The organism is Bacillus sp. FAU18 (genome assembly GCF_056033885.1).
Map to the genome: position 1 here is coordinate 1,980,248 of NZ_JBVYHZ010000003.1, position 26,377 is coordinate 2,006,624.

The following is a 26,377-nucleotide window of genomic DNA, read 5'->3' on the forward strand; positions in this document are numbered from 1 at the left end:
ATGACGAAAATCCGCAACATTGATGAAATAGGGAAAAGAACTTATGATATCCGTAAAAGCTTATGTGATATCAGACTCTAACAGCTGCCGGAGGATGCCAATGAATAAATACGAAATTATTGCAAATGAAATGAGAAATAGAATTAAAAATAACGTATATCCGATCGATCAGCCCATTCCTGATGAAGTATCTCTTGCAAAAGAATTTAACTCAAGCCGCATGACGATGAAGAGAGCCTTGGATAATTTAGTTGCCGAGGGTCTGCTGTTTAGAAAACGAGGCCATGGCACGTTTATTATTCAATCTGCAATACAGGATGACCATGTCCATGTAGTCAGCAATGAGATTCTCGGATTGACCAACTTGCTGAAAGATAAAAAAATCAAAAGCAAGGTCATTCAGTTTGAAGTGCAATTTCCCACTGAGGAAGTTGCCGCCCATTTGTCTATTGATCAGAAAACACCGGTTTATTATGTCGTTCGGCTGCGAATTGTAGAAGGTGAACCCTATGTATTAGAAAAAACATATATGCCGACTCATTTAATACCGGGCATTAATGACGATGTCCTTCATGATTCGATCTACAATCATATTACAAACGAGCTGCAACTCAAAATTGCCGGCTCACATCGGAAAATCAGAGCCTGCAAATCTGATCATATTGACCAGCAGCATCTAGGCTGTAAACAGGATGATCCAATTCTTGAAGTTGAACATGTGGGCTTCTTAGATAATGGCATTCCATTTGAATATTCCTTTTCACGTCATCGGCATGACAAGTTTGTTGTGACTTCTGTAAACATACGGCGCTGATTGCGGAGACAACAAGGAGGCCACCTGCATGCTTGGCGGTATTGAAGCAGGCGGCACAAAGATTGTTTGTGCTGTCGGTAAAGAAGATGGAACAATCATTGACCGAATAGAATTCCCCACAAAGATGCCGGAAGAAACGATAGAGAAAGTAATTCAATATTTTCGGCAATTTTCATTACAGGCCATCGGCATTGGCTCCTTTGGTCCCGTTGATAACGATAAAACCAGTCAAACATACGGTACCATTATGGCCACGCCGAAAGCGGGCTGGAGACACTACCCCTTTTTGCAAACCGTTAAGAACGAAATGAAAATCCCAGTCGGATTTAGTACGGATGTCAACGCTGCAGCGCTGGGTGAATTCCTTTTCGGTGAAGCGAAGGGTCTTGACAGCTGCCTGTATATAACGATTGGCACTGGCATCGGAGCGGGGGCAATTGTAGAGGGGAGGCTCCTTCAGGGCCTGTCACACCCAGAGATGGGCCATATTTATATCCGGAGGCACCCGGATGACGTATACCAAGGGAAGTGCCCTTATCATGAAGATTGCTTTGAAGGCTTGGCTTCCGGTCCCGCCATTGAAGCGCGCTGGGGAAAAAAAGCCGCGGATTTATCAGATATAGCCCAAGTCTGGGAACTGGAAGGGTACTATATTGCCCAAGCGCTGGTTCAGTATATTTTGATCCTTGCACCTAAAAAAATCATTCTTGGCGGCGGCGTCATGCAACAGAAACAAGTGTTTTCTTATATCTATCAATATGTACCGAAAATCATGAACAGCTACTTAGATTTTTCTGAATTGTCAGATGATATAAGTGATTATATTGTACCTCCACGTTTAGGCAGTAACGCCGGAATCATCGGCACGCTAGTTTTGGCGCATCAGGCCTTACAAGCAGAGGCAGCATCCGGGGAGGTGCGATCATGAAACATCCTTTATTTTTAGAGCCTGTCTTTAAAGAAAGAATATGGGGAGGGACGAAGCTTCGTGACGCTTTTGGCTACGCAATACCCTCACAAAAAACAGGTGAGTGCTGGGCCGTTTCTGCACATGCCCATGGCCCGTCGGCTGTAAAAAATGGCCCGCTGGCAGGAAAGACACTAGATCAAGTATGGCAAGATCATCCAGAGATTTTCGGTTTTCCAGATAGGAAGGTGTTTCCGCTGCTGGTAAAGCTGCTGGACGCCAATATGGATCTCTCCGTGCAAGTCCATCCTGATGATGATTATGCAAAACTGCACGAAAATGGCGACCTTGGTAAAACGGAGTGCTGGTATATCATTGATTGCAAAGATGACGCCGAACTAATTTTGGGACATCATGCAAGCACAAAGGAAGAGTTCAAACAACGAATAGAAAGCGGTGATTGGAACGGTCTGCTGAGGCGAATCAAAATCAAGCCCGGAGATTTCTTTTATGTGCCAAGCGGTACACTCCATGCTTTATGTGAGGGAACCCTTGTCCTTGAAATCCAGCAAAACTCTGATACAACGTATCGCGTATACGATTATGACCGCTGTAATGACCAGGGCCAAAAAAGAACACTTCATATAGAAAAAGCCATGGAAGTTATAACGATACCGCATATCGATAAAGTGCATACACCGGAAGTAAAAGAAGTTGGTAACGCTGAGATCATTGTTTATGTGCAATCAGATTATTTCTCAGTGTACAAATGGAAGATTAGCGGCCGAGCTGCTTTTCCTTCACATCAAACCTATTTGCTGGGGAGTGTTCTGAGCGGATCAGGACGAATCATAAATAATGGTATTCAGTATGAATGCAATGCAGGCTCACACTTTGTCTTGCCTGCGCATTTTGGCGAGTTTTCAATAGAAGGAACATGTGAATTCATGATATCTCATCCTTAATGAATGGGGGAGTTGCATTTGTTTAAGAAACATACGATCTCTTTGCTCATTTTATTTTTACTTGCGTCTGCTGTTTTAGCAAAACCAATTGAAGCGCATACTGTGTCGCCTGTGAATCCTAATGCCCAGCAGACAACAAAAGCAGTGATGAACTGGCTTGCACACCTGCCGAACCGAACGGAAAACAGAGTCCTTTCCGGAGCGTTCGGAGGTTACAGTCATGACACATTTTCTATGGCTGAGGCTGATAGAATCCGAAGCGCCACCGGGCAATCGCCTGCTATTTACGGCTGCGATTATGCCAGAGGGTGGCTTGAAACAGCTAAAATTGAAGATTCAATAGATGTAAGCTGCAACGGTGATTTAATTTCGTATTGGAAAAATGGCGGAATTCCGCAAATCAGTTTGCACCTGGCGAACCCTGCTTTTCAGTCAGGGCATTTTAAAACACCGATTACAAATGATCAGTATAAAAAAATACTAGATTCTTCAACAGCAGAAGGAAAGCGGCTAAATGCCATGCTCAGCAAAATTGCTGACGGACTTCAAGAGCTGGAGAACCAAGGTGTGCCTGTTCTGTTCAGGCCGCTGCATGAAATGAACGGCGAATGGTTTTGGTGGGGACTTACATCATATAACCAAAAGGATAATGAAAGAATCTCTCTATATAAACAGCTCTACAAGAAAATCTATCATTATATGACCGACACAAGAGGACTTGATCATTTGATTTGGGTTTACTCTCCCGACGCCAACCGAGATTTTAAAACTGATTTTTACCCGGGCGCGTCTTACGTGGATATTGTCGGATTAGATGCGTATTTTCAAGATGCCTACTCGATCAATGGATACGATCAGCTAACAGCGCTTAATAAACCATTTGCTTTTACAGAAGTCGGCCCGCAAACAGCAAACGGCAGCTTCGATTACAGCCTGTTCATCAATGCAATAAAACAAAAATATCCTAAAACCATTTACTTTCTGGCATGGAATGATGAATGGAGCCCAGCAGTAAACAAGGGTGCTTCAGCTTTATATCATGACAGCTGGACACTCAACAAGGGAGAAATATGGAATGGTGATTCTTTAACGCCAATCGTTGAATGAAACCGTAATGTCACAATTAAGAAGGTGCTCAAGAAGTTTCTTGAGCACCTTCCCACTGGATTAAGCATTCATATCGCCTAACCCAGGACTGTGTTCATTTGGTATTTCAGGAAGCACTGGTACGGGAAAGCCTGCCGGAGGATTTATTACTTGTAACTCTCCGCCATTTCGGCTTGGAGATTTCCCTTGATAGATTTCACTGATTCTCGTTTCATCCAACCTAAAGTTAAACTGTGCATTATGGTAGCCTAATTCGACATACTTTCTGCACTCAGGATATTTATTAATGTCATAATTCGGCACAGGGAGCAGCTTCGCCCATTCAACGCCCAATGTCTCGAGCGCTTTCGCGAATGCATTCTGGTGAGCATTGTCGCGTACAATCAGAAAAGCAAGTGTTTCGCGGAACGTCTGATTAGAGCTCATTTCATAAATTCTTGTTTTTTGCAGCACACCTGTCGACTCAAGAAGCAGGTTATCCAGCAGGTCAGTAATTAAGTTTCCGTGGTTATACACCCACGACCCGTTCCACGGATTGCCCCCTGCATCAACAGGAAGGGAACTTTGCGCTCCAATAATATAATGATGAGGATTAGCATGTTTAACCGCTTCATCAAGTGGCGCTTGATCTGTACCTTGACTGCCGACACCTTCACCGCCTGATTCATCTAATAAAGCATTGATTGTGTTTTGAACCAGTTCAACGTGGGCAATCTCCTCTAAAAAAATGCCGCGAAGCAGATCGCGATACTGTTTCTGCTTTCCTCTGAAATTAGAGCTTTGGAAAAAAAACTGCATCATTGTACGCATTTCTCCGTAATGACCGCCTAATATCTCCTGCAGGACCTTAGCAGCTGCCGGGTCTGGTTTGTCCGGTTTAATGATATTAATCAGTTCCTCTTTGTAGTAATACATAACACGCCTCATTTCTTCTTAAGAGATTTTCTTATATTATTTGTAAGATGAGATAAAATATATACATGATAAGCATGGGAAGGCGTGAAAGAAGAAAATAAAAAAATACAGGAAAAGTGTTGACCAAATAAAACAGGCATGGTATATTATTAAACGTCGCTGATGAACAGCGTGAAACAAAACAGAAAACAAAAAAGTTTTTCTAAAGTGTTTACAAGATTTTAAAAATGTGTATAATAAGAAAAGTCGAATTGAAAAAGATTCGAAAAACATTTTTAAAAAAACTTCTTGACTTCAACATCAAATGATAGTATGATAGTTAAGTCGCTTGACAAGCGCCCGTAGCTCAATTGGATAGAGCGTTTGACTACGGATCAAAAGGTTAGGGGTTCGACTCCTCTCGGGCGCGCCATATAAGATACCACGCGGGTGTAGTTTAGTGGTAAAACCTCAGCCTTCCAAGCTGATGTCGTGAGTTCGATTCTCATCACCCGCTCCATTATTGAATGATCTTTGAAAACTAAACAAGACAAAACGTACCTGTTAATTCATTTTTATAAATCGCACAGCGATGTGCGTAGTCAGTCAAACTAGGGCCTGCACGACGCAGGTCACACAGGTGTCGCCGCAGGATGCGGTGAACTTAACCTGTGGTCCATTTATCGGAGAGTTTGATCCTGGCTCAGGACGAACGCTGGCGGCGTGCCTAATACATGCAAGTCGAGCGGACAGATGGGAGCTTGCTCCCTGATGTTAGCGGCGGACGGGTGAGTAACACGTGGGTAACCTGCCTGTAAGACTGGGATAACTCCGGGAAACCGGGGCTAATACCGGATGGTTGTTTGAACCGCATGGTTCGAACATAAAAGGTGGCTTCGGCTACCACTTACAGATGGACCCGCGGCGCATTAGCTAGTTGGTGAGGTAATGGCTCACCAAGGCAACGATGCGTAGCCGACCTGAGAGGGTGATCGGCCACACTGGGACTGAGACACGGCCCAGACTCCTACGGGAGGCAGCAGTAGGGAATCTTCCGCAATGGACGAAAGTCTGACGGAGCAACGCCGCGTGAGTGATGAAGGTTTTCGGATCGTAAAGCTCTGTTGTTAGGGAAGAACAAGTACCGTTCGAATAGGGCGGTACCTTGACGGTACCTAACCAGAAAGCCACGGCTAACTACGTGCCAGCAGCCGCGGTAATACGTAGGTGGCAAGCGTTGTCCGGAATTATTGGGCGTAAAGGGCTCGCAGGCGGTTTTTTAAGTCTGATGTGAAAGCCCCCGGCTCAACCGGGGAGGGTCATTGGAAACTGGGGAACTTGAGTGCAGAAGAGGAGAGTGGAATTCCACGTGTAGCGGTGAAATGCGTAGAGATGTGGAGGAACACCAGTGGCGAAGGCGACTCTCTGGTCTGTAACTGACGCTGAGGAGCGAAAGCGTGGGGAGCGAACAGGATTAGATACCCTGGTAGTCCACGCCGTAAACGATGAGTGCTAAGTGTTAGGGGGTTTCCGCCCCTTAGTGCTGCAGCTAACGCATTAAGCACTCCGCCTGGGGAGTACGGTCGCAAGACTGAAACTCAAAGGAATTGACGGGGGCCCGCACAAGCGGTGGAGCATGTGGTTTAATTCGAAGCAACGCGAAGAACCTTACCAGGTCTTGACATCCTCTGACAATCCTAGAGATAGGACGTCCCCTTCGGGGGCAGAGTGACAGGTGGTGCATGGTTGTCGTCAGCTCGTGTCGTGAGATGTTGGGTTAAGTCCCGCAACGAGCGCAACCCTTGATCTTAGTTGCCAGCATTCAGTTGGGCACTCTAAGGTGACTGCCGGTGACAAACCGGAGGAAGGTGGGGATGACGTCAAATCATCATGCCCCTTATGACCTGGGCTACACACGTGCTACAATGGACAGAACAAAGGGCAGCGAAACCGCGAGGTTAAGCCAATCCCACAAATCTGTTCTCAGTTCGGATCGCAGTCTGCAACTCGACTGCGTGAAGCTGGAATCGCTAGTAATCGCGGATCAGCATGCCGCGGTGAATACGTTCCCGGGCCTTGTACACACCGCCCGTCACACCACGAGAGTTTGTAACACCCGAAGTCGGTGAGGTAACCTTTTAGGAGCCAGCCGCCGAAGGTGGGACAGATGATTGGGGTGAAGTCGTAACAAGGTAGCCGTATCGGAAGGTGCGGCTGGATCACCTCCTTTCTAAGGATATTATACGGAATATAAGACCTTGGGTCTTATAAACAGAACGTTCCCTGTCTTGTTTAGTTTTGAAGGATCATTCCTTCGAAACGTGTTCTTTGAAAACTAGATAACAGTAGACATCACATTCAATTAGTAAGACAAGATATCACATAGTGATTCTTTTTAACGGTTAAGTTAGAAAGGGCGCACGGTGGATGCCTTGGCACTAGGAGCCGATGAAGGACGGGACGAACACCGATATGCTTCGGGGAGCTGTAAGCAAGCTTTGATCCGGAGATTTCCGAATGGGGAAACCCACCACTCGTAATGGAGTGGTATCCATATCTGAATTCATAGGATATGAGAAGGCAGACCCGGGGAACTGAAACATCTAAGTACCCGGAGGAAGAGAAAGCAAATGCGATTCCCTGAGTAGCGGCGAGCGAAACGGGATTAGCCCAAACCAAGAGGCTTGCCTCTTGGGGTTGTAGGACACTCTGTACGGAGTTACAAAAGAACGAGGTAGATGAAGAGGTCTGGAAAGGCCCGCCATAGGAGGTAACAGCCCTGTAGTCAAAACTTCGTTCTCTCCTGAGTGGATCCTGAGTACGGCGGAACACGTGAAATTCCGTCGGAATCCGGGAGGACCATCTCCCAAGGCTAAATACTCCCTAGTGACCGATAGTGAACCAGTACCGTGAGGGAAAGGTGAAAAGCACCCCGGAAGGGGAGTGAAAGAGATCCTGAAACCGTGTGCCTACAAGTAGTCAGAGCCCGTTAACGGGTGATGGCGTGCCTTTTGTAGAATGAACCGGCGAGTTACGATCCCGTGCAAGGTTAAGCAGAAGATGCGGAGCCGCAGCGAAAGCGAGTCTGAATAGGGCGCATGAGTACGTGGTCGTAGACCCGAAACCAGGTGATCTACCCATGTCCAGGGTGAAGTTCAGGTAACACTGAATGGAGGCCCGAACCCACGCACGTTGAAAAGTGCGGGGATGAGGTGTGGGTAGGGGTGAAATGCCAATCGAACCTGGAGATAGCTGGTTCTCTCCGAAATAGCTTTAGGGCTAGCCTCAAGGTAAGAGTCTTGGAGGTAGAGCACTGATTGGACTAGGGGCCCCTACCGGGTTACCGAATTCAGTCAAACTCCGAATGCCAATGACTTATCCTTGGGAGTCAGACTGCGAGTGATAAGATCCGTAGTCGAAAGGGAAACAGCCCAGACCGCCAGCTAAGGTCCCAAAGTATACGTTAAGTGGAAAAGGATGTGGAGTTGCTTAGACAACCAGGATGTTGGCTTAGAAGCAGCCACCATTTAAAGAGTGCGTAATAGCTCACTGGTCGAGTGACTCTGCGCCGAAAATGTACCGGGGCTAAACGTATCACCGAAGCTGCGGACTGTTCTTCGAACAGTGGTAGGAGAGCGTTCTAAGGGCTGTGAAGCCAGACCGGAAGGACTGGTGGAGCGCTTAGAAGTGAGAATGCCGGTATGAGTAGCGAAAGAGGGGTGAGAATCCCCTCCACCGAATGCCTAAGGTTTCCTGAGGAAGGCTCGTCCGCTCAGGGTTAGTCGGGACCTAAGCCGAGGCCGAAAGGCGTAGGCGATGGACAACAGGTTGATATTCCTGTACCACCTCCTCACCATTTGAGCAATGGGGGGACGCAGGAGGATAGGGTAAGCGCGGTATTGGATATCCGCGTCCAAGCAGTTAGGCTGGGAAATAGGCAAATCCGTTTCCCATAAGGCTGAGCTGTGATGGCGAGCGAAATATAGTAGCGAAGTTCCTGATTCCACACTGCCAAGAAAAGCCTCTAGCGAGGTGAGAGGTGCCCGTACCGCAAACCGACACAGGTAGGCGAGGAGAGAATCCTAAGGTGATCGAGAGAACTCTCGTTAAGGAACTCGGCAAAATGACCCCGTAACTTCGGGAGAAGGGGTGCTCTGTTAGGGTGCAAGCCCGAGAGAGCCGCAGTGAATAGGCCCAGGCGACTGTTTAGCAAAAACACAGGTCTCTGCGAAGCCGTAAGGCGAAGTATAGGGGCTGACGCCTGCCCGGTGCTGGAAGGTTAAGAGGAGCGCTTAGCGTAAGCGAAGGTGCGAATTGAAGCCCCAGTAAACGGCGGCCGTAACTATAACGGTCCTAAGGTAGCGAAATTCCTTGTCGGGTAAGTTCCGACCCGCACGAAAGGCGCAACGATCTGGGCACTGTCTCAACGAGAGACTCGGTGAAATTATAGTACCTGTGAAGATGCAGGTTACCCGCGACAGGACGGAAAGACCCCGTGGAGCTTTACTGCAGCCTGATATTGAATGTTGGTACAGCTTGTACAGGATAGGTAGGAGCCTTGGAAACCGGAGCGCCAGCTTCGGTGGAGGCATCGGTGGGATACTACCCTGGCTGTATTGACCTTCTAACCCGCCGCCCTTATCGGGCGGGGAGACAGTGTCAGGTGGGCAGTTTGACTGGGGCGGTCGCCTCCTAAAAGGTAACGGAGGCGCCCAAAGGTTCCCTCAGAATGGTTGGAAATCATTCGCAGAGTGTAAAGGCACAAGGGAGCTTGACTGCGAGACCTACAAGTCGAGCAGGGACGAAAGTCGGGCTTAGTGATCCGGTGGTTCCGCATGGAAGGGCCATCGCTCAACGGATAAAAGCTACCCCGGGGATAACAGGCTTATCTCCCCCAAGAGTCCACATCGACGGGGAGGTTTGGCACCTCGATGTCGGCTCATCGCATCCTGGGGCTGTAGTCGGTCCCAAGGGTTGGGCTGTTCGCCCATTAAAGCGGTACGCGAGCTGGGTTCAGAACGTCGTGAGACAGTTCGGTCCCTATCCGTCGCGGGCGCAGGAAATTTGAGAGGAGCTGTCCTTAGTACGAGAGGACCGGGATGGACGCACCGCTGGTGTACCAGTTGTTCTGCCAAGGGCATCGCTGGGTAGCTATGTGCGGACGGGATAAGTGCTGAAAGCATCTAAGCATGAAGCCCCCCTCAAGATGAGATTTCCCATTCCGCAAGGAAGTAAGATCCCTGAAAGATGATCAGGTTGATAGGTCTGAGGTGGAAGTGTGGCGACACATGGAGCTGACAGATACTAATCGATCGAGGACTTAACCATATTTTTGAATGATGTCACACCTGTTATCTAGTTTTGAGAGAACACTCTCAATTTGTTTGGTGGCGATAGCGAAGAGGTCACACCCGTTCCCATACCGAACACGGAAGTTAAGCTCTTCAGCGCCGATGGTAGTCGGGGGTTTCCCCCTGTGAGAGTAGGACGCCGCCAAGCATTACTTTTATCATCGCGGGGTGGAGCAGTTCGGTAGCTCGTCGGGCTCATAACCCGAAGGTCGCAGGTTCAAATCCTGCCCCCGCAACCAAATATATGATTAAATAAGGAGTGCCCTAAGGGTACAACTAAAATAATCTTATACAAATATGGTCCGGTAGTTCAGTTGGTTAGAATGCCTGCCTGTCACGCAGGAGGTCGCGGGTTCGAGTCCCGTCCGGACCGCCATTAATGTAAACGAAACGATCATGTTTTCGTTTTTTTTGTGTTTTCTTTTACTGTATCTTCTGCTTGGTGTCATAGCCAAGCTTTCTTTATATCGGGAACATCTTGGATATTCCAGCAAAATTCGATAAACTAGGAAGAGCACATATAGGCATAAGCAGGGTTGAAAGGAGATTTTGGTTCATGGATGAATTTGATTTGATACATAGCATTACTCCGCGGACCATTCACCATTCTTCCGTTGATGTAGGAATAGGTGATGATGCAGCGCTCTACACTGCGAAACACGGCGTTCAGGAAATTGTTTGTGTTGATACTATGGTAGAAGACGTGCACTTCAAATTACACTATTCCTCACCTGAAGATATCGGGTACAAGGCGTTAGCCGTTAATATAAGTGATATTGCCGCGATGGGAGGCATTCCGAAGTTTTATCTGGTATCACTTGCGGTACCTTCAAAATGGACTGAATCTGAAATCAAGGCGATGTATGAAGGAATGAATGAACTGGCGAAACTATATCATATGGATCTGATTGGCGGCGATACAGTTTCTACCGCTGACAAATTAGTCGTTACAGTCACTGTGATCGGTGAAATTGAAAAGGGACAGGCCTGTTTGCGGAGCTTGGCAAAACCGAATGATATTGTGTTTGTAACCGGTGAAATCGGTTCATCTGCAGCAGGACTTTCTTTATTGCTGGAAGAGACTAATCCTCAAAACTCATCTGTGGAAACGGATTACTTTATCCGCAGGCATAAACGGCCTGTGCCAAGAGTAAGCGTCGGCAGATTATGCTCGAGTTTTAAACGGGCAGCTTTAAATGATGTTAGTGACGGATTGGCTAGTGAACTGAACGAGATTGCAGAAGCCAGCTGTGTTTCAATTGAAATTGATGAAAGCATGCTTCCAATTCATTCTGATTTGCCTAAGCTTCATCCTAACTGGAAAGAATGGGCTTTGTTTGGCGGTGAGGATTTTGAGCTGACAGGGACAGTTTCAAAAGAGGAGTGGGAAGTGTTGAAGCAGCAGTGCGCAGCACGTCAACTTCCCATTACAAAGATTGGCCATGTCAGGGAAAAAACAAAATCTAAAGTGATCCTAAAAACAGATCAAACATCAATGATCTTAGAGAAAAAGGGATATAATCATTTTAAATAAGACGGGTGACTCGTGTGAAGCAATTAAAATGGAGAACTGTAAATCCAGAAGAAACAAAAGCAATTGCCAAGCTTGCGGCAGCGTTTGCTAAACCGGGAGACGTCCTGACATTAGAGGGCGATTTAGGTGCAGGAAAAACGACTTTTACGAAAGGTTTTGCAGAAGGGCTGGGAATTACACGTGTTGTAAACAGTCCGACTTTTACAATTATAAAAGAATATAACGATGGCGTACTTCCTCTTTATCATATGGATGTGTATAGAATGGAAGATGAAAGTGAAGATTTGGGACTTGATGAATATTTTCACGGACAAGGTGTCTGTCTCGTTGAATGGGCTCATTTAATTGAAGAACAGCTGCCGCAGGAGCGACTGCAAATTGTCATCAAAAGAGCTGGTGATGATGAGCGGGAAATTACCTTTACTGCTGTCGGGAATCGGTATGAAATGCTTTGTGAGGAGTTAAGTAGACATGACAATATTAGCAATTGATACATCAAATTATACATTGGGCATTGCGCTGCTTCGAGAAGACACCGTTATAGCAGAATACATTACATATTTGAAAAAGAACCACTCTGTAAGAGCAATGCCTGCTGTTCATTCATTGCTGAATGATTGTGATATGGCACCGCAGGACCTTTCTAAAATTGTCGTTGCAAAAGGCCCTGGTTCATACACAGGAGTAAGAATAGGTGTGACGTTGGCCAAAACACTTGCCTGGTCTTTAGACATTCCAATAAGTGCTGTATCAAGTCTTGAGACGCTTGCTGCAAATGGCCGGCATTTTGACGGTCTGATCAGCCCAATCTTTGACGCTAGACGAGGACAGGTGTACACAGGTCTGTATCAATATAAAAATGGGCTTTTAGAGCAAGTTGTTCCAGATCAAAATGTGATGCTGGCAGATTGGCTGGAGAGGCTAAAAGAAAAGAATCGTCCTGTTTTGTTTTTAGGCCATGATACTTCTCTTCACAAGCAGATGATCGAGGATGTGCTTGGAACAAAAGGATTCATTGGAACTGCTGCCCAGCATAACCCGCGTCCTTCAGAATTGGCTTTTCTCGGGAAGGAAAAGGAAGCAGCTGATGTTCATGGGCTTGTCCCGGATTACTTGCGGCTGGCAGAAGCTGAAGCGAAATGGATTGAAAGTCAAAAGTAGGGTGATAGGATGAAAACAAAAGCAGCGGTCAGAAATATGCGGCTTGAAGATATAGATCACGTATACGAAATCGAAGCATCCTCCTTTACGTCTCCTTGGACGAAGGATTCGTTTTATCATGAGCTGCTGGAAAATCCGTATGCTCATTATCTCGTGATTGAAAAGGACGGCCATGTTGTTGGGTATTGCGGGATTTGGATTGTGATGGATGATGCCCAGATTACAAATATAGCGATAAAACCAGAGTATCGCGGCCAGTCTTTAGGAGAAACGCTTTTTCGCTCAGCTGTTGAACTGTGCAAAGAAAAAGACGCAAGGCGGCTTTCGCTTGAAGTGAGAGTTTCGAATCATCCTGCTCAAGGTTTATATAAGAAATTCGGGTTGCAGCCCGGCGGAATAAGAAAGAACTATTATACTGATAACGGGGAAGATGCGTTAATTATGTGGGTGACGATAAATGAGTGAGCAAAAAGACATGTACGTATTAGGAATTGAAACAAGCTGTGATGAGACTGCTGCAGCTATTGTGAAAAACGGGAAAGAGATCATTTCAAACGTAGTAGCCTCTCAAATTGAAAGCCATAAGCGCTTCGGAGGCGTTGTTCCGGAAATTGCTTCAAGACATCATGTTGAACAAATCACTTTGGTTATAGAAGAGGCGTTTCGCAAAGCTGGCATGACGTATAGTGATATTGATGCGATTGCAGTAACAGAAGGTCCGGGACTGGTGGGAGCGCTTCTTATCGGCGTGAATGCCGCTAAAGCATTGAGCTTTGCACATAACATTCCGTTAGTAGGCGTTCATCATATAGCCGGTCATATATACGCGAACCGTCTTGTAGAAGACATCGTGTTCCCGGCGCTGGCATTGGTCGTTTCAGGAGGCCATACAGAACTGGTTTATATGAAGGAACATGGATCATTTGAAGTCATTGGGGAAACCCTTGATGATGCGGCAGGAGAAGCTTACGACAAAGTGGCGCGGACGATGGGATTGCCATATCCGGGTGGACCGCAAATTGACAAGCTAGCTGAAAAAGGGAATGACAATATTCCGCTTCCTCGCGCATGGCTTGAAGAAGGCTCTTACAACTTCAGCTTTAGCGGATTGAAGTCTGCGGTGATCAATACGCTTCATAATGCATCCCAAAAAGGGCAAGAGATTGCTCCGGAAGATTTGTCTGCCAGTTTCCAAAATAGTGTGATCGATGTCTTGGTAACCAAAACGGCGCGCGCGGCAAAGGAATATGATGTCAAACAGGTCCTTTTAGCCGGAGGAGTAGCTGCAAACAGAGGCCTCAGAGCTGCATTAGAAAAGGAATTTGCCCAGCATGAAGGGATTACGCTTGTCATTCCTCCATTAGCTTTATGCACGGATAATGCTGCGATGATTGCTGCTGCTGGTACAATTGCTTTTGAAAAGGGAATTCGCGGTGCATATGATATGAATGGCCAGCCCGGCCTCGAATTGACTTCTTATCAAAGTCTCACGAGATAATAGCGTGAGACTTTTTATCTGTTTGTTATTAACAGATAATTCACAATTTATCCACATGTCTGTGAGTAATTATAGAGATATAGATGGATAAAGGGCTGAAGTCGCTGTTAATAAAGTGGATAAATTCAGAATATTTTGTGGATATTGTGTATAAAGCGCTTACTTTGTTTTGCTTATTAGGGTATGTTCTGTGGATAAAAAGCACCTCTAAAAAGAGGTGCTTGACTTTTTTAATCTTCTTCTGTGGATAGTTCTTCCCATTCGGACAAAAGAGATTCCAGCTCCTGATTAAGCTTCTCATTGTCTGCATGGATAGCTTGTACTTTTTCATGGTCCTGATAGACTTCAGGGTCACATAGTAATTCATCATTGCGGCTGATGTTCTCTTCAATGGTTTGAACAGTGGTTTCAATTTCTTCAATCCGACGGAGTCGTTGGCGCTCTTTCTTTTTCCATTCTTTTTCTTCCTCGTAGGAACGTTTGGAGTCAGTTTTCACTGTAGCTGGCGTTTTTTCAGTTTCCTCTTGCTGATTTATTTTCTCCAATTCAAGCTGCTCTGTTTTTTTCTCTGTATAATAATCGTAATCTCCCAGATACTCCTCTATATGGCTTGAAGAAAGCTCCAATACTCTTGTGGCGATTCTGTTAATAAAATATCTGTCATGTGAGACAAATAACAGTGTGCCTGGATAATCAATCAGCGCGTTTTCGAGAACTTCTTTGCTGTCTAAATCCAGATGGTTCGTCGGTTCATCAAGGATGAGAAAGTTGGCTTTTTGAAGCATCAGCTTAGCTAGAGCCAATCTTGCTTTTTCGCCTCCGCTCAGTGAATGAACTGGTTTCAGCACATCATCTCCGGAGAATAAGAAATTTCCGAGACACGTTCTGATTTCTTTTTCTGGGAGCCCGGGGTACTCGTCCCACAGCTCATCAAGGACACGTTTAGAGGAAGTCAGCTCAGCCTGTTCCTGATCATAATAGCCGACACTGACATTTGAGCCGTATGAGATCGTTCCTTGATCTGGTTTTAGGGTGTCTATCAATGTTTTCAGTAATGTCGATTTACCAATTCCGTTAGGGCCGACAAGCGCTGCGCTTTCTCCTCTTGTGAGCATGAATGACACTTCTGTTAAAAGCGGCGGCTGGTTTTCATAGCTGATTGTGAGATCCTGAACACGAAGGACTTCATTTCCGCTCTGTTTTGTAATATCAAAATGAAAGTTTGCCGATTTTTCATCGCCAAGCGGTTTTGACATGACTTCCATTCGCTCAAGCTGCTTTCTGCGGCTTTGTGCCCTTTTGGTGGTAGAGGCTCTCGCCAGGTTTCGGTCTACGAAATCCTGCAGCTTTGCAATCTCGTCCTGCTGCTTTTCATACATTTTAAGATCTTTGTCATACTGCGCGGCTTTTTGGTCGAGATAAGCGCTGTAGTTGCCGTGATACTTTTTGCTTTCTGCTCTTGATACCTCGTATACCTGGTTTACTACTTTGTCCAAAAAGTAGCGGTCATGCGAAACGATGAGGATGGCGCCTGAATAGCCTTGCAAATAATGCTCAAGCCAGGTAAGCGTATCAATATCCAGATGGTTTGTCGGCTCATCGAGAATGAGCAAATCAGGCTGTGTTAACAGAAGCTTACCTAAAGCCAGTCTTGTTTTCTGGCCTCCGCTGAGGCTTTGAACCTGTGTAGAATCGTCAAAATGGCTGAAGCCGAGACCATGCAGCACAGATCTAACATCCGCTTCATATTGATAACCGCCCTTATCTTTGAATTCCTGCTGAAGACGGTCGTAGGTTTTCATGATGCTTTCTAATTCACCCGGGTCAGCTGCCGCCATTTTTTCTTCCATAGCCCGCATTTCCTTTTCCATTGCTTTTAAGTGGTCAAAAACAGTCAGCAGCTCTTCTTTTATGGTAAGCTTAGAATCCAAGCCAGTATGCTGGGCGAGATATCCCATTGTAATATCTTTTGGTTTAATAATTTCGCCCTTTTCATACGAAAGCTGGCCTGCGATAATTTTAAGGAGCGTGGATTTTCCGGCGCCATTTCTTCCTACAATGGCGATGCGATCACGATTTCTGACTTCCAGCTTTATATTGTTTAAAATAGTATCAGCACCAAACGATTTGGACAGCTGATTAATTTGTAAGATCATCATATTATTTCACCTCTGCTATAATAAGTTAAGTGTAGCTTATGAACCAGAAGTCAGCAAACAATACATTGGCCATATAAGACATAGAGAAGAAAATAGTGTATGATCTGTTTAAGGAGCGTTTTAATATGAATGGATTTTCTCATTTTAATGAACAGGGCAGAGCCCAGATGGTGGATATCAGCGAAAAATCTTCGACTGTCCGTACTGCGGCGGCTGTTTCAAGCGTACACATGAAGAATGAGGTGTACGAGAAAATACAGAGTCACGATATCGGCAAAGGAGATGTACTGGCTGTCGCACAGGTGGCAGGCATTATGGCCGCAAAGCAAACGTCGAATATCATTCCGATGTGCCATCCGCTTTCATTGAGCGGGGTAGATATATCGTTTGACTGGAAAATAAAAGAAGCAGAAGTTATACTTCATATAAAAGCACAGGTCAAAACGAAAGGGAGTACAGGTGTGGAAATGGAAGCGCTCACTTCTGCATCGGTGTGCGCTCTTACCGTTTACGATATGTGCAAGGCCCTTGATAAGGGGATGGTCATCGGCCCTACTTTCTTGCTGGAGAAGACAGGCGGGAAAAACGGTGACTTTAAAAGAGAACTATCCGAGTATAATTTGGAGGACCAAAAATGAATAAGGATCAATCAAAAATTCCGCAGGCGACGGCGAAACGGCTGCCGCTTTACTATCGCTTTTTAAAGAATCTGCATGCGTCAGGAAAACAGCGTGTATCATCCGCTGAACTCAGTGATGCCGTAAAGGTTGATTCTGCCACGATTCGGAGGGATTTTTCCTATTTTGGAGCTCTTGGCAAAAAAGGATACGGATATAATGTGGATTATTTGCTGTCTTTTTTCCGAAAAACGCTTGATCAGGATGAGATGACAGACGTCATCTTGATTGGTGTCGGGAACTTGGGAACGGCATTTCTTCACTATAATTTCACAAAAAATAATAACACAAAAATTTCTATGGCTTTTGATATAAATGAGAGTAAAATAGGAACTGAGGTAGGCGGCGTGCCCGTCTATAACCTTGATGACCTTGAACAACACGTAAAAGATGAATCAGTTGCCATTCTTACAGTGCCAGCAGTTGCCGCTCAATCCATTACAGACAGATTGGTCGCATTAGGAATCAAGGGAATCCTTAATTTTACGCCGGCCCGTTTGAATGTGCCGGAACACATTCGAATTCATCATATAGATTTAGCAGTTGAGCTTCAGTCACTGGTTTATTTTTTGAAGCATTACTCAGTTTTAGAGGAAATCGAATAGAGGGAAAGGAGGAGCCCAAATATGCCGATCGGTCCTGGAAGCCTTGCTGTTATCGCAATCGTTGCTCTGATTATCTTCGGTCCCAAAAAGCTGCCTGAATTGGGGAAAGCAGCGGGAGACACACTTCGTGAATTCAAAAACGCTACAAAAGGATTAACGAGTGATGAAGAGGAAAAAAAGAAAGAAGATCAGTAAGTTAGGATGACACGAATGAAAGTGAATCAAATGTCGCTGCTGGAGCATATTGCTGAGCTTCGAAAACGGTTGCTGATTGTAGCGCTGGCGTTTGTCGTTTTCTTTATTGCTGGATTTTTCTTAGCAAAGCCGATTATTGTGTATCTGCAAGAAACAGATGAAGCGAAGCAGCTTACGCTTAACGCGTTTAACCTGACAGACCCGCTTTATGTGTTTATGCAGTTTGCGTTTATCATCGGCATAGTCCTGACCTCGCCGGTTATTCTTTATCAGCTTTGGGCTTTTGTGAGCCCGGGTCTCTATGAGAAAGAGCGCAAAGTAACGCTCAGCTACATTCCGATCTCTATTTTGCTGTTTTTAGCGGGCTTATCTTTTTCATATTATATTTTATTTCCTTTTGTTGTTGATTTTATGAAGCGGATCTCTCAGGACTTGAATGTCAATCAGGTGATCGGAATTAATGAATATTTTCATTTTCTTCTGCAGCTGACGATTCCGTTTGGACTGCTGTTCCAAATGCCGGTCATCCTCATGTTTTTGACCAGGCTCGGAATTGTGACACCGATGTTCTTGGCGAAAATCAGAAAGTATGCGTATTTTACGCTGCTGGTGATCGCAGCCCTGATTACACCGCCTGAGCTTCTGTCCCATATGATGGTCACAGTCCCGCTTTTGATTTTATATGAAATCAGTATTCTGATATCGAAGGCCGCTTATCGGAAAGCGCAGAAAAGCAGTGCTGCCGATCGGGACGTGTCTTCTGGGCAATAATAAAAAATCCATTTCTCATGCGAGAAATGGATTCAGCGTGTTGACAAACCCCCGCATTCGTTGTCAAGTCTGTGCGTTGGTGCTCACGAATGAAAACATTCGCTCCGCTCCAATGCTCGCCTTTCCTAGACTTCAAGGGTTTTCAATCACGCTGAAAATGACAAAATCCTAAAACGAAAGCCGTTTTAGGATTTAATTTGAATCCATTTCTCATTCAGAAATGGATTTTCTTTATTTTTGGTTCTTTTTGATTTTAAATGAAAAGGCGAACATCTTAAAAGAAATGCTGATGTTGTAAGCGGCGAACACCATCAGCAGGATGGAGTAAAATGACCACATGCTGCCTGGCGAGCTTGCGGCAAGATAAGTAAAGATGCACCCTACGGCAAAGTAGATCATTCCCCAAACTACCGGGTTTCTCATAAAAATAATCCTCCAATAATCAATTGCATTTGTGTGCTCTGCTGTTCAAGGTAATTCCGAACAGGCTCAAGCTGCATGATGACGACGAATGTATTCATCATTAAATGGGCGAAAATCGGCACCCATATCCGTTTTGTTCTCGCATATAAAAATGCAAATGTAAAGCCCATTGCTGTATATAGAAGGAGATGCTTCAAATCAGCGTGAACAATACCGAAGATAACCGAGCTGATCAGTCCTGCAAAAAAGAAATTCGTTTTTTCGTACAGCGCGCCGAAAATGATTTTTCTGAAGATGATTTCTTCTAATATAGGCCCGACGATGGAAGAAACGATAATCATGAGCGGGACTGCCTGAATGACATTCAGAATCGCTTGTGTATTTTCTGATTCTCTTCCGATGCCAAAAACATAATATTCAATAGAGCCTGCTATTCCTTGAGAGAAAAGGGCAATGAAAAAACCGGCTATCGCCCAAAGGATAGAAAGTCCGATTGAGTCCTTCTGTCCGTTTCGCAGCGTTTCTTTCGGAACGGTTCTCAGAATGAGCAGAACAATAAGGAGACAGGCGATAAAGCTGATGACGGACCATAATCCTTGTGCATGCAGCATATTTTCATTTGTAGGCTGTCCTCCGGCATAACCGAATTTAAATAACAAGGGAATCGCGATTAATGCGGAAAACTGCATGATGATATATGTCAAAATAATAAACCAATACTGTTTTCTCAAATGGTATGTACTCCTTTGTTAAGTGGGTTTCGTTCATCTACAGCTATTGTAACATAATCGGTACGGGGGTGAAAAAGCTAACGGAAAAGGGAGCGGAAAAGAATGATGTAAGCGTGAAAAATTTTTTGTCTTATCACTTGAAATTGGAAGGGAGATTCTTTATTATAAGAATTGTGTTAGCACTCTTTAGTGCTGAGTGCTAAAATTACATATTCATACTATTGAGGAGGTTATTACATTGTTAAAGCCATTAGGTGATCGCGTTGTCATTGAACTCGTAGAATCTGAAGAAAAAACTGCCAGCGGAATTGTGTTGCCGGATTCTGCAAAAGAAAAACCGCAAGAAGGCAAAATCGTGGCAGCTGGTTCAGGTCGCGTGTTAGAAAGCGGAGAGCGCGTTGCTTTAGAAGTAAAAGAGGGCGACCGCATTATCTTCTCAAAATACGCAGGTACTGAAGTGAAATATGAAGGTACTGAATACTTAATCTTACGTGAAAGCGACATTTTAGCTGTTATCGGCTAATTCTTAAATAAACAATACTTAAAACATTTGAGGAGGTCTTGTAAACATGGCAAAAGAAATTAAGTTTAGTGAAGAAGCTCGCCGCGCAATGCTTCGCGGTGTCGATGCACTTGCTGATGCTGTTAAAGTAACTTTAGGACCAAAAGGACGCAACGTGGTTCTAGAGAAAAAATTCGGTTCTCCGTTAATCACAAATGACGGTGTAACAATCGCTAAAGAAATCGAGCTAGAAGACGCGTTTGAAAACATGGGTGCGAAGCTTGTTGCTGAAGTAGCCAGCAAAACAAACGACGTTGCCGGTGACGGTACAACAACTGCAACAGTTCTTGCGCAAGCAATGATCCGTGAAGGCCTTAAAAACGTAACAGCAGGCGCTAACCCTGTAGGCGTGCGTAAAGGTATGGAAAAAGCTGTAGCGGTTGCGATCGAAAACTTAAAAGAAATTTCTAAGCCAATCGAAGGCAAAGAGTCTATCGCTCAGGTTGCTGCGATCTCTGCTGCTGATGAGGAAGTCGGAAGCCTTATCGCTGAAGCAATGGAGCGCGTAGGAAACGACGGCGTTATCACAATCGAAGAGTCTAAAGGCTTCACAACTGAGCTTGAAGTTGTTGAAGGTATGCAATTCGACCGCGGATATGCGTCTCCTTACATGGTAACTGACTCTGATAAGATGGAAGCGGTTCTTGACAATCCTTACATCTTAATCACAGACAAAAAAATCACAAACATTCAAGAAATCCTTCCTGTGCTTGAGCAGGTTGTTCAGCAAGGCAAACCATTGCTTCTGATCGCTGAAGACGTTGAAGGCGAAGCACTTGCAACACTTGTTGTGAACAAACTTCGCGGCACATTCAACGCAGTTGCTGTTAAAGCTCCTGGCTTCGGTGACCGCCGTAAAGCAATGCTTGAAGACATCGCTGTCCTTACTGGCGGAGAAGTCATCACAGAAGATCTTGGCCTTGACCTGAAATCTACTCAAATCGCTCAATTGGGACGCGCTTCTAAAGTTGTCGTTACTAAAGAAAACACAACAATCGTTGAAGGCGCTGGCGAAACAGACAAAATTTCTGCCCGCGTGACTCAAATCCGCGCTCAAGTGGAAGAAACAACTTCTGAATTCGACAGAGAAAAATTACAAGAGCGTCTTGCAAAACTTGCTGGCGGCGTAGCTGTCATCAAAGTCGGCGCTGCGACTGAAACTGAGCTGAAAGAGCGTAAACTTCGCATCGAAGACGCCCTGAACTCAACTCGCGCAGCTGTTGAAGAAGGCATCGTATCCGGTGGTGGTACAGCGCTTGTCAACGTATATAACAAAGTCGCTGCAGTTGAAGCTGAAGGCGATGCTCAAACAGGTATCAACATCGTGCTTCGCGCGCTTGAAGAGCCAATCCGTCAAATCGCACACAATGCGGGTCTTGAAGGATCTGTCATCGTTGAACGCCTCAAAAACGAAGAAATCGGCGTAGGCTTCAACGCTGCAACTGGCGAATGGGTAAACATGATCGAAAAAGGTATCGTTGACCCAACAAAAGTTACACGCTCAGCTCTTCAAAACGCTGCGTCTGTAGCTGCAATGTTCTTAACAACTGAAGCCGTTGTCGCTGACAAGCCAGAAGAAAACGCTGGCGGCGGAATGCCTGACATGGGCGGCATGGGCGGTATGGGCGGCATGATGTAAAACCGACAAAAAAACCTTGATTTACAAAGGTTTGTCGGCAATGGACCTCATTTTTGATGCCCTATTGATCCATTTATAAATTTTCGAGGCTTCTCATGAGTTCACCGAGCTTGTGAGAGGCTTCTTTTTTTCTGTCTTTCGTAGTCTGATTTTTTCAGCACTGTTCTATATCGATTTTCAATAGTTTTGATAATCCCGATATGAATTATTCAATTGACCAAAATACAAAATTCTACCGGCTCAGATTCCTGTTTACGTCTTCTTTGACAAACGGCTTACTGTAACTTCAGTAAACTGCATTTCTGTTATGATTATAAAAAGGGTTTAAAAATTATTCGTGCAAATCCTCTGTTACTTCTCTCCCTATTGCAGACAGGAGATGGTATCCTCTCATAAGATAAAAAAGCCCCAGTTATCTAAATAAATAGTGTCACCAACACTCTTAGACGTTTCTAAAAGCAAAACACTGTCAAAGAGAAATCCTTTTAAATTTTCTATTTGTGCTGCTTTTTAGCTACTAAGACGATGTATGTTAAATATATAGAACGGCAGAATAATCTGATTCTCAAAAATTCACTGGCGATGTAGTTAGGTTCTTCCACCAACATCTTGATAATATTCATCCCTACTCTATGGAGACCGACATTCCAATTATTAAATCTAATATTAGTTTTTTATGATTACCAAGGAGGACTTAATAGTGCATTTCTCAAAAATGATAGATCGCTTGGCTTTATATGATTTACACAGAAAAAGAAGCAAAGATAAACATTTTTCTGCTGCTATTGCAGCCGATATCGATGATAGAGAGGAATTTTACAGTGCAAATATAGCTGATGTTTCAATTGACTTGAATGAATCTAAAAAAAATTATAGGGTTGGAACATTTCGTTATGAATCCTTAATTCAAACAGGGAATCCTGTTAATGATACTTTAAAAGGGGAGGTTTTTTTAAATAAAAATGATATAGATCAACCCAATGTCATCTTTGTACACGGCTGGCGCATGGATTCGTTCGATAGAATCAAAAAAATATTTCATAAACGTATAATGAACGATTTAGGCTGGAATATGTATTATTATTCTCTTCCATACCATTTTGAAAGAGAACCAGAAAATTCACTGTATAGTGGCGAGTTGATGATTAGTGCAAATATTGATCGTACAATTGAGTCGACAAGACAGGCCATTGTCGATTTACGGGCATTAATTCACTGGATAAAAGCAAATAAAAAAGGCCCTGTTATCATAGGGGGGGTAAGCTTAGGGGGATGGGTTACTAATCTAATTGCAACCCTAGAATCCCAAATTGATGTAGTGGTATCAATCTTTTATGCCAATCGCCTTTCTTATTCAATATGGAACACGATCCCAGGTAAATTCATAAGAGAAGAATTAGAACAAAATGGTGTGACCTATGAAGATTTAACAAAATATTGGAATATCACAGATCCTAGTCAAGCCTTGCCGAAAGTTAATAAAGATAACATTCTGCTGATTTCTGCTAAACATGATCAGTATATTGACTTAAAAGATGCAGATTATTTATGGGAAAGCTGGGGGAAACCCACAAGATATGTCTACAATTGTGGTCATTCCGGTATTGTTCTTTGTCGCAAAAAGCTGGCAAATGATACGCTTTCCTTTATAAGAGAAAGGATAAATACGAGAAAACCTGGTTCAGTACATTTGTAGACCTTAATAAGAAACGAAAGGCCAACTGCAACTTCAGTTGGCCTTTCCTATTTATAATAAAGAAACTGAGTGAGATTGCTGACAGAACTATTATGCGTACTAGTCGTTTTCTTTAATCACCATTGCCAGTTCTTCCACCTCTCCCCGAATCCCAATCGCAGGCTCCCACGAATCAATCAAACGAATCGCCTTCTGATTAGATTCCATCGCTTTCGTTTTCTCTCCTTTACGGTACAACAGCTGCGCCATCCCGTAAAAATAATAGATCAACTCAACCTGATTGGCGTTATGTTTGTCATAGAGCATTTGCTCAAAGGCTTCTTCCGCTTTCTCAAATTGACCACATTTCACGTAAGCGACACCCAGATTGAAATAGGCTTCTATCGTTTTTTCGCCGCCGTACGTGGAGCTGATTTCATTTGCCGCTTCGTATAATTGAATGGCTTCTTCATGATGACCTCTCGCAAAGCTTAAGTCACCGCGAACCAATAGAACTCTGTGTTGAATGGTAGGGGAAATCGGTTGATTTTCGATTTCGTTTAAAATGGTCTCTGCTTTTTCCTGTTGCCCGTCTTTTAAAAAAAGCCTTGCTTTGAGTGCGTGTCCCCAAACCTTTAGATCATAGGCATCGTGAGCGTCTGATTGTTCCAGAATCCTCAGCCCGGATTCAATTTGCTGTAAGGCCCTGTCTAAATCATTGACTTCCATCAGAGCCCAGCCTGCTGTGTCGATTCGGAAGTACGCTTCTCGTGTGTGTTGGCCTAATTGATGGGCGGCGTCGGCGGCTTTGCGTCCGTATTCGATTCGCAAGGGCAGGTTGATTCTGCTTAGAAAATGGCTAATGCGGGTGATGAGTTCGATTAGGATTTCTTTTTGTTCAGTTTCACTTGCCCATTGGATGACCTTTAAGATGTTTGGCCATTCTTGTTTCATTTGATCTAAGTTCCGTCCCAGCAGGTAGCTCCAATAGATAGAGTTGGGCTGTTCCCGCTTTAAATGGGTTTCGGCATAATCAACATAATAGTGCGCCCAGCGATTGCGGGCTTCTTTTTCATATTCGTGCTGTTCGGACAAGTGCTGTTCTCCGTAAGCGACAACGGTTTGGTGCGCTAAGTATTGTATCCTGCCTTGGCTTCGTTCCGGCTGAATCAGCGCATATGACCGCATTTGTTCCATAGCGTAATGAAAACGGCGGGCGTCTAATCCGGCTGCTGCCGCCAGGCTTTTTTCATCAGGCTGCTTGCTGAAAAAGCAAAGCGTCTGCCATAGCTTTCGCGTATCTTCATTGCATCTATCCCAGGTGCGGCCAAAGAGGAATTCAAACAATTCCAGCAGTGAGTAGCCTGCTTTTCCAAGCTCATGAATCAGCTGCTGAGCGGGGATGTCATCGTCTGACATATAGGCAATGCTGAGTGCCATGGCTTTCGGGTTTCCGGCAGTCGCTGAAATGAATTCGTTTTTCAGGTCAGATGATAGATGTAGCAGCTGCTCCAGCTTTTCCCGTTTATTTTGAATGTTGCATGTTTGTAAGCATCGGTGCACTTCTTGCTGAAAAAAATCCAAGGCATCTGTTTGGTCAAGGCCGCTCAGCTGAATAGCTGTCATTTCTCCGAAGCTTTCCCGATAAGTTTGCTTTACGTTTTCCCGCGCTGTGAGGAGAACTTTCACGCCTTGCGGAAGGCTGGTGATAAATTCATGAATGTCACGTTCTGCAGTATCAATGCTGTCAACGATCAGCAGTATCGGTTTTTCTCTAGTGTAATTAGCTAACGCATTGCGGACGACGAATCGTTTTTCATTGATTGATTTATCGATTTGTTCTGTGCGTCCGAGCTGATAGGCGATCGTATTTAAAAAATCGCTAAAGCTCAATCCTTTCCAATCAGCGCTGACCCAAATGATGCTGTTGAACGCCGGCCAATCTGAAGTATCGTCGACACAGGAATAGGCGGCTTCAAGAGCGATTGTGGTTTTACCCATACCAGCCCAGCCGGTGATTAAACAGACTGGTGACGGAGAAAGCATCCATTGCCGTATCGCTTCCATATCAAAGCTGCGTCCGATAAAGCGTCCGGACCAGCGTGAGGGTAAATTATGAGTGATAGGCTGTTCTGTAAGCGCATTCGTTTCATGGCCGGGTCTGTCATGAAACAGCCGTTTTACTACATTTTCAATTTCGCCTTCACTCGGAGCCCCGAATAATCCGTCTTTTCGCAGTATTTTCGCTTTTTTCAAACAGGATGCTGCCCATACAGGCAATGCGGGTTTGATGACTGGGATAGTGGTGGCTTCCAGCAAGTCGGTCAACCACTCGATATCCAAGTCGGTCTTTTCGAGAATGATCCAGATCATTCCGAACAGTTTTCCGTCGTCGATTCTTCCGGGAATGTAGTTTGCCCCCATCTGTCCGATCCAGCTTTTGATCGTGTTTGGGGAGACTCCCAGCTGGAGTGCGATTTTATCTATGTAAGACTGTCCTGTTTTTTCATTCTTTTTCCTTCTGACTTTATAATCAGGATGAAGTTTTAGCGTTTTGACGCCAGGTGCCAGCAGTTGTGCAAATTGTTTTCGGTTTTCAAGTTCAGCCATAAGTCTGCACCTCCTATTAGTACTATTTTATCAATCCAGCGTTTTTTGTATATGAAAAAATAAAAGTACAGTGTCGCTGTCCTTTTATACAGCAGGAAA

The 26,377-nt window shown here is 44.7% G+C and carries 21 protein-coding genes, 4 tRNA genes, 3 rRNA genes and 1 pseudogene; 24 read left to right on the forward strand and 5 right to left on the reverse strand.

Features of this window, described 5'->3' with window-relative positions:
- Positions 1 to 100 precede the first annotated feature (100 nt).
- Genes gmuR through gmuG form a run of 4 tightly spaced genes read left to right on the forward strand, consistent with a single transcriptional unit; the run spans position 101 to position 3,793 of the window.
- Complete coding sequence (gene gmuR / locus AC0OMU_RS10605) at positions 101 to 814, forward strand: transcriptional regulator GmuR (RefSeq protein WP_474241166.1); 714 nt, start codon at positions 101 to 103, stop codon at positions 812 to 814.
- A 28-nt stretch (positions 815 to 842) separates the two neighbouring features.
- Positions 843 to 1,742, forward strand: coding sequence for an ROK family protein (locus tag AC0OMU_RS10610; protein ID WP_047182175.1), 900 nt, complete (start codon positions 843 to 845; stop codon positions 1,740 to 1,742).
- The gene (gene manA / locus AC0OMU_RS10615; protein ID WP_474241167.1) at positions 1,739 to 2,686 is read left to right on the forward strand and encodes a mannose-6-phosphate isomerase, class I; all 948 of its coding nucleotides are present in this window, start codon (positions 1,739 to 1,741) and stop codon (positions 2,684 to 2,686) included. The genes AC0OMU_RS10610 and manA overlap by 4 nt, the downstream gene beginning before the upstream one ends.
- A gap of 18 nt (positions 2,687 to 2,704) precedes the next feature.
- The gene (gmuG, locus tag AC0OMU_RS10620; protein ID WP_277710135.1) at positions 2,705 to 3,793 is read left to right on the forward strand and encodes a mannan endo-1,4-beta-mannosidase; all 1,089 of its coding nucleotides are present in this window, start codon (positions 2,705 to 2,707) and stop codon (positions 3,791 to 3,793) included.
- Between the two features lie 60 nt (positions 3,794 to 3,853).
- On the opposite strand, the gene AC0OMU_RS10625 is transcribed toward gmuG, so the two are convergent.
- Positions 3,854 to 4,708: a manganese catalase family protein gene (locus AC0OMU_RS10625; RefSeq protein ID WP_474241168.1), complete on the reverse strand. Its 855-nt coding sequence runs from the start codon at positions 4,706 to 4,708 to the stop codon at positions 3,854 to 3,856.
- A gap of 335 nt (positions 4,709 to 5,043) precedes the next feature.
- Between AC0OMU_RS10625 and AC0OMU_RS10630 the strand changes: the two genes are divergently transcribed.
- The 12 genes from AC0OMU_RS10630 to tsaD all read left to right on the forward strand — a co-directional run bounded on the left by AC0OMU_RS10630 (position 5,044) and on the right by tsaD (position 14,231).
- Positions 5,044 to 5,120, forward strand: a tRNA-Arg gene (locus tag AC0OMU_RS10630).
- Positions 5,121 to 5,133: 13 nt separating this feature from the next.
- A tRNA-Gly gene (locus AC0OMU_RS10635) sits at positions 5,134 to 5,207 on the forward strand.
- Positions 5,208 to 5,367: 160 nt separating this feature from the next.
- Positions 5,368 to 6,917: ribosomal RNA gene (locus tag AC0OMU_RS10640) — 16S ribosomal RNA — on the forward strand.
- 170 nt (positions 6,918 to 7,087) lie between these two features.
- Positions 7,088 to 10,015 (forward strand): 23S ribosomal RNA (locus AC0OMU_RS10645).
- Positions 10,016 to 10,070: 55 nt separating this feature from the next.
- A 5S ribosomal RNA gene (gene rrf, locus AC0OMU_RS10650) occupies positions 10,071 to 10,186 on the forward strand.
- Together the 16S, 23S and 5S rRNA genes with 4 tRNA genes alongside form the textbook arrangement of a ribosomal RNA operon.
- A gap of 14 nt (positions 10,187 to 10,200) precedes the next feature.
- Positions 10,201 to 10,277 (forward strand) — tRNA-Met (locus AC0OMU_RS10655).
- A 60-nt stretch (positions 10,278 to 10,337) separates the two neighbouring features.
- Positions 10,338 to 10,414 (forward strand) — tRNA-Asp (locus AC0OMU_RS10660).
- Between the two features lie 180 nt (positions 10,415 to 10,594).
- Entirely contained in the window at positions 10,595 to 11,572 is a 978-nt protein-coding gene (thiL, locus tag AC0OMU_RS10665) for a thiamine-phosphate kinase (protein WP_047182178.1), read from the forward strand.
- A gap of 14 nt (positions 11,573 to 11,586) precedes the next feature.
- Positions 11,587 to 12,063 carry a tRNA (adenosine(37)-N6)-threonylcarbamoyltransferase complex ATPase subunit type 1 TsaE gene (gene tsaE, locus AC0OMU_RS10670; protein WP_015382920.1) on the forward strand — a complete coding sequence of 159 codons (477 nt, stop codon included), beginning with the start codon at positions 11,587 to 11,589 and terminating at the stop codon, positions 12,061 to 12,063.
- A complete protein-coding gene (gene tsaB, locus AC0OMU_RS10675) occupies positions 12,044 to 12,733 on the forward strand; it encodes a tRNA (adenosine(37)-N6)-threonylcarbamoyltransferase complex dimerization subunit type 1 TsaB (protein WP_015382921.1) in 690 nt (229 codons plus the stop codon). The genes tsaE and tsaB overlap by 20 nt, the downstream gene beginning before the upstream one ends.
- Before the next feature lie 9 nt (positions 12,734 to 12,742).
- A complete protein-coding gene (gene rimI, locus AC0OMU_RS10680; RefSeq protein WP_047182179.1) occupies positions 12,743 to 13,198 on the forward strand; it encodes a ribosomal protein S18-alanine N-acetyltransferase in 456 nt (151 codons plus the stop codon).
- On the forward strand, positions 13,191 to 14,231 hold the full coding sequence (gene tsaD, locus AC0OMU_RS10685; RefSeq protein WP_003234076.1) for a tRNA (adenosine(37)-N6)-threonylcarbamoyltransferase complex transferase subunit TsaD: 1,041 nt from the start codon (positions 13,191 to 13,193) through the stop codon (positions 14,229 to 14,231). Before rimI ends, tsaD begins: the two co-directional genes overlap by 8 nt.
- Positions 14,232 to 14,461: 230 nt before the next feature.
- On the opposite strand, the gene AC0OMU_RS10690 is transcribed toward tsaD, so the two are convergent.
- Entirely contained in the window at positions 14,462 to 16,390 is a 1,929-nt protein-coding gene (locus AC0OMU_RS10690) for an ABC-F family ATP-binding cassette domain-containing protein (RefSeq protein ID WP_181218396.1), read from the reverse strand.
- Positions 16,391 to 16,515: 125 nt separating this feature from the next.
- On the opposite strand from AC0OMU_RS10690, the gene moaC reads away from it, so the two are divergent.
- From moaC to tatC, 4 genes are read left to right on the forward strand one after another with little or no spacing between them, the layout of a single operon-like run.
- On the forward strand, positions 16,516 to 17,028 hold the full coding sequence (gene moaC / locus AC0OMU_RS10695; RefSeq protein WP_003243499.1) for a cyclic pyranopterin monophosphate synthase MoaC: 513 nt from the start codon (positions 16,516 to 16,518) through the stop codon (positions 17,026 to 17,028).
- Positions 17,025 to 17,672 (forward strand): redox-sensing transcriptional repressor Rex, encoded by a 648-nt coding sequence (locus AC0OMU_RS10700; protein WP_003234073.1) that lies wholly within the window; start codon positions 17,025 to 17,027, stop codon positions 17,670 to 17,672. The genes moaC and AC0OMU_RS10700 overlap by 4 nt, the downstream gene beginning before the upstream one ends.
- A 21-nt stretch (positions 17,673 to 17,693) precedes the next feature.
- Positions 17,694 to 17,867 carry a sec-independent protein translocase protein TatAY gene (tatAY, locus tag AC0OMU_RS10705; RefSeq protein ID WP_003234072.1) on the forward strand — a complete coding sequence of 58 codons (174 nt, stop codon included), beginning with the start codon at positions 17,694 to 17,696 and terminating at the stop codon, positions 17,865 to 17,867.
- Between the two features lie 6 nt (positions 17,868 to 17,873).
- Entirely contained in the window at positions 17,874 to 18,638 is a 765-nt protein-coding gene (gene tatC, locus AC0OMU_RS10710) for a twin-arginine translocase subunit TatC (protein WP_072174264.1), read from the forward strand.
- Positions 18,639 to 18,869: 231 nt separating this feature from the next.
- Here the strand turns inward: tatC and AC0OMU_RS10715 are convergent, their stop codons facing one another.
- Together AC0OMU_RS10715 and AC0OMU_RS10720 are read right to left on the reverse strand one after the other, a co-directional pair.
- Positions 18,870 to 19,061 carry a YdiK family protein gene (locus AC0OMU_RS10715; RefSeq protein ID WP_003225680.1) on the reverse strand — a complete coding sequence of 64 codons (192 nt, stop codon included), beginning with the start codon at positions 19,059 to 19,061 and terminating at the stop codon, positions 18,870 to 18,872.
- Entirely contained in the window at positions 19,058 to 19,792 is a 735-nt protein-coding gene (locus AC0OMU_RS10720) for a lysostaphin resistance A-like protein (RefSeq protein WP_474241169.1), read from the reverse strand. The genes AC0OMU_RS10715 and AC0OMU_RS10720 overlap by 4 nt, the downstream gene beginning before the upstream one ends.
- Before the next feature lie 238 nt (positions 19,793 to 20,030).
- On the opposite strand from AC0OMU_RS10720, the gene groES reads away from it, so the two are divergent.
- The 4 genes and pseudogenes from groES (at position 20,031) to AC0OMU_RS10740 (ending at position 23,689) form a co-directional block, all read left to right on the forward strand.
- Positions 20,031 to 20,315 (forward strand): co-chaperone GroES, encoded by a 285-nt coding sequence (gene groES / locus AC0OMU_RS10725; RefSeq protein WP_003155970.1) that lies wholly within the window; start codon positions 20,031 to 20,033, stop codon positions 20,313 to 20,315.
- A gap of 46 nt (positions 20,316 to 20,361) precedes the next feature.
- Positions 20,362 to 21,993 (forward strand): chaperonin GroEL, encoded by a 1,632-nt coding sequence (groL, locus tag AC0OMU_RS10730; RefSeq protein ID WP_015382926.1) that lies wholly within the window; start codon positions 20,362 to 20,364, stop codon positions 21,991 to 21,993.
- A 557-nt stretch (positions 21,994 to 22,550) separates the two neighbouring features.
- Positions 22,551 to 22,855, forward strand: a pseudogene (locus AC0OMU_RS10735) (abhydrolase domain-containing 18); the annotation flags it as partial.
- Between the two features lie 210 nt (positions 22,856 to 23,065).
- Positions 23,066 to 23,689: an alpha/beta hydrolase family protein gene (locus tag AC0OMU_RS10740; RefSeq protein ID WP_236822451.1), complete on the forward strand. Its 624-nt coding sequence runs from the start codon at positions 23,066 to 23,068 to the stop codon at positions 23,687 to 23,689.
- Positions 23,690 to 23,788: 99 nt separating this feature from the next.
- On the opposite strand, the gene gutR is transcribed toward AC0OMU_RS10740, so the two are convergent.
- Complete coding sequence (gene gutR / locus AC0OMU_RS10745; protein ID WP_474241170.1) at positions 23,789 to 26,278, reverse strand: glucitol operon transcriptional regulator GutR; 2,490 nt, start codon at positions 26,276 to 26,278, stop codon at positions 23,789 to 23,791.
- Between the last annotated feature and the right edge of the window lie 99 nt (positions 26,279 to 26,377).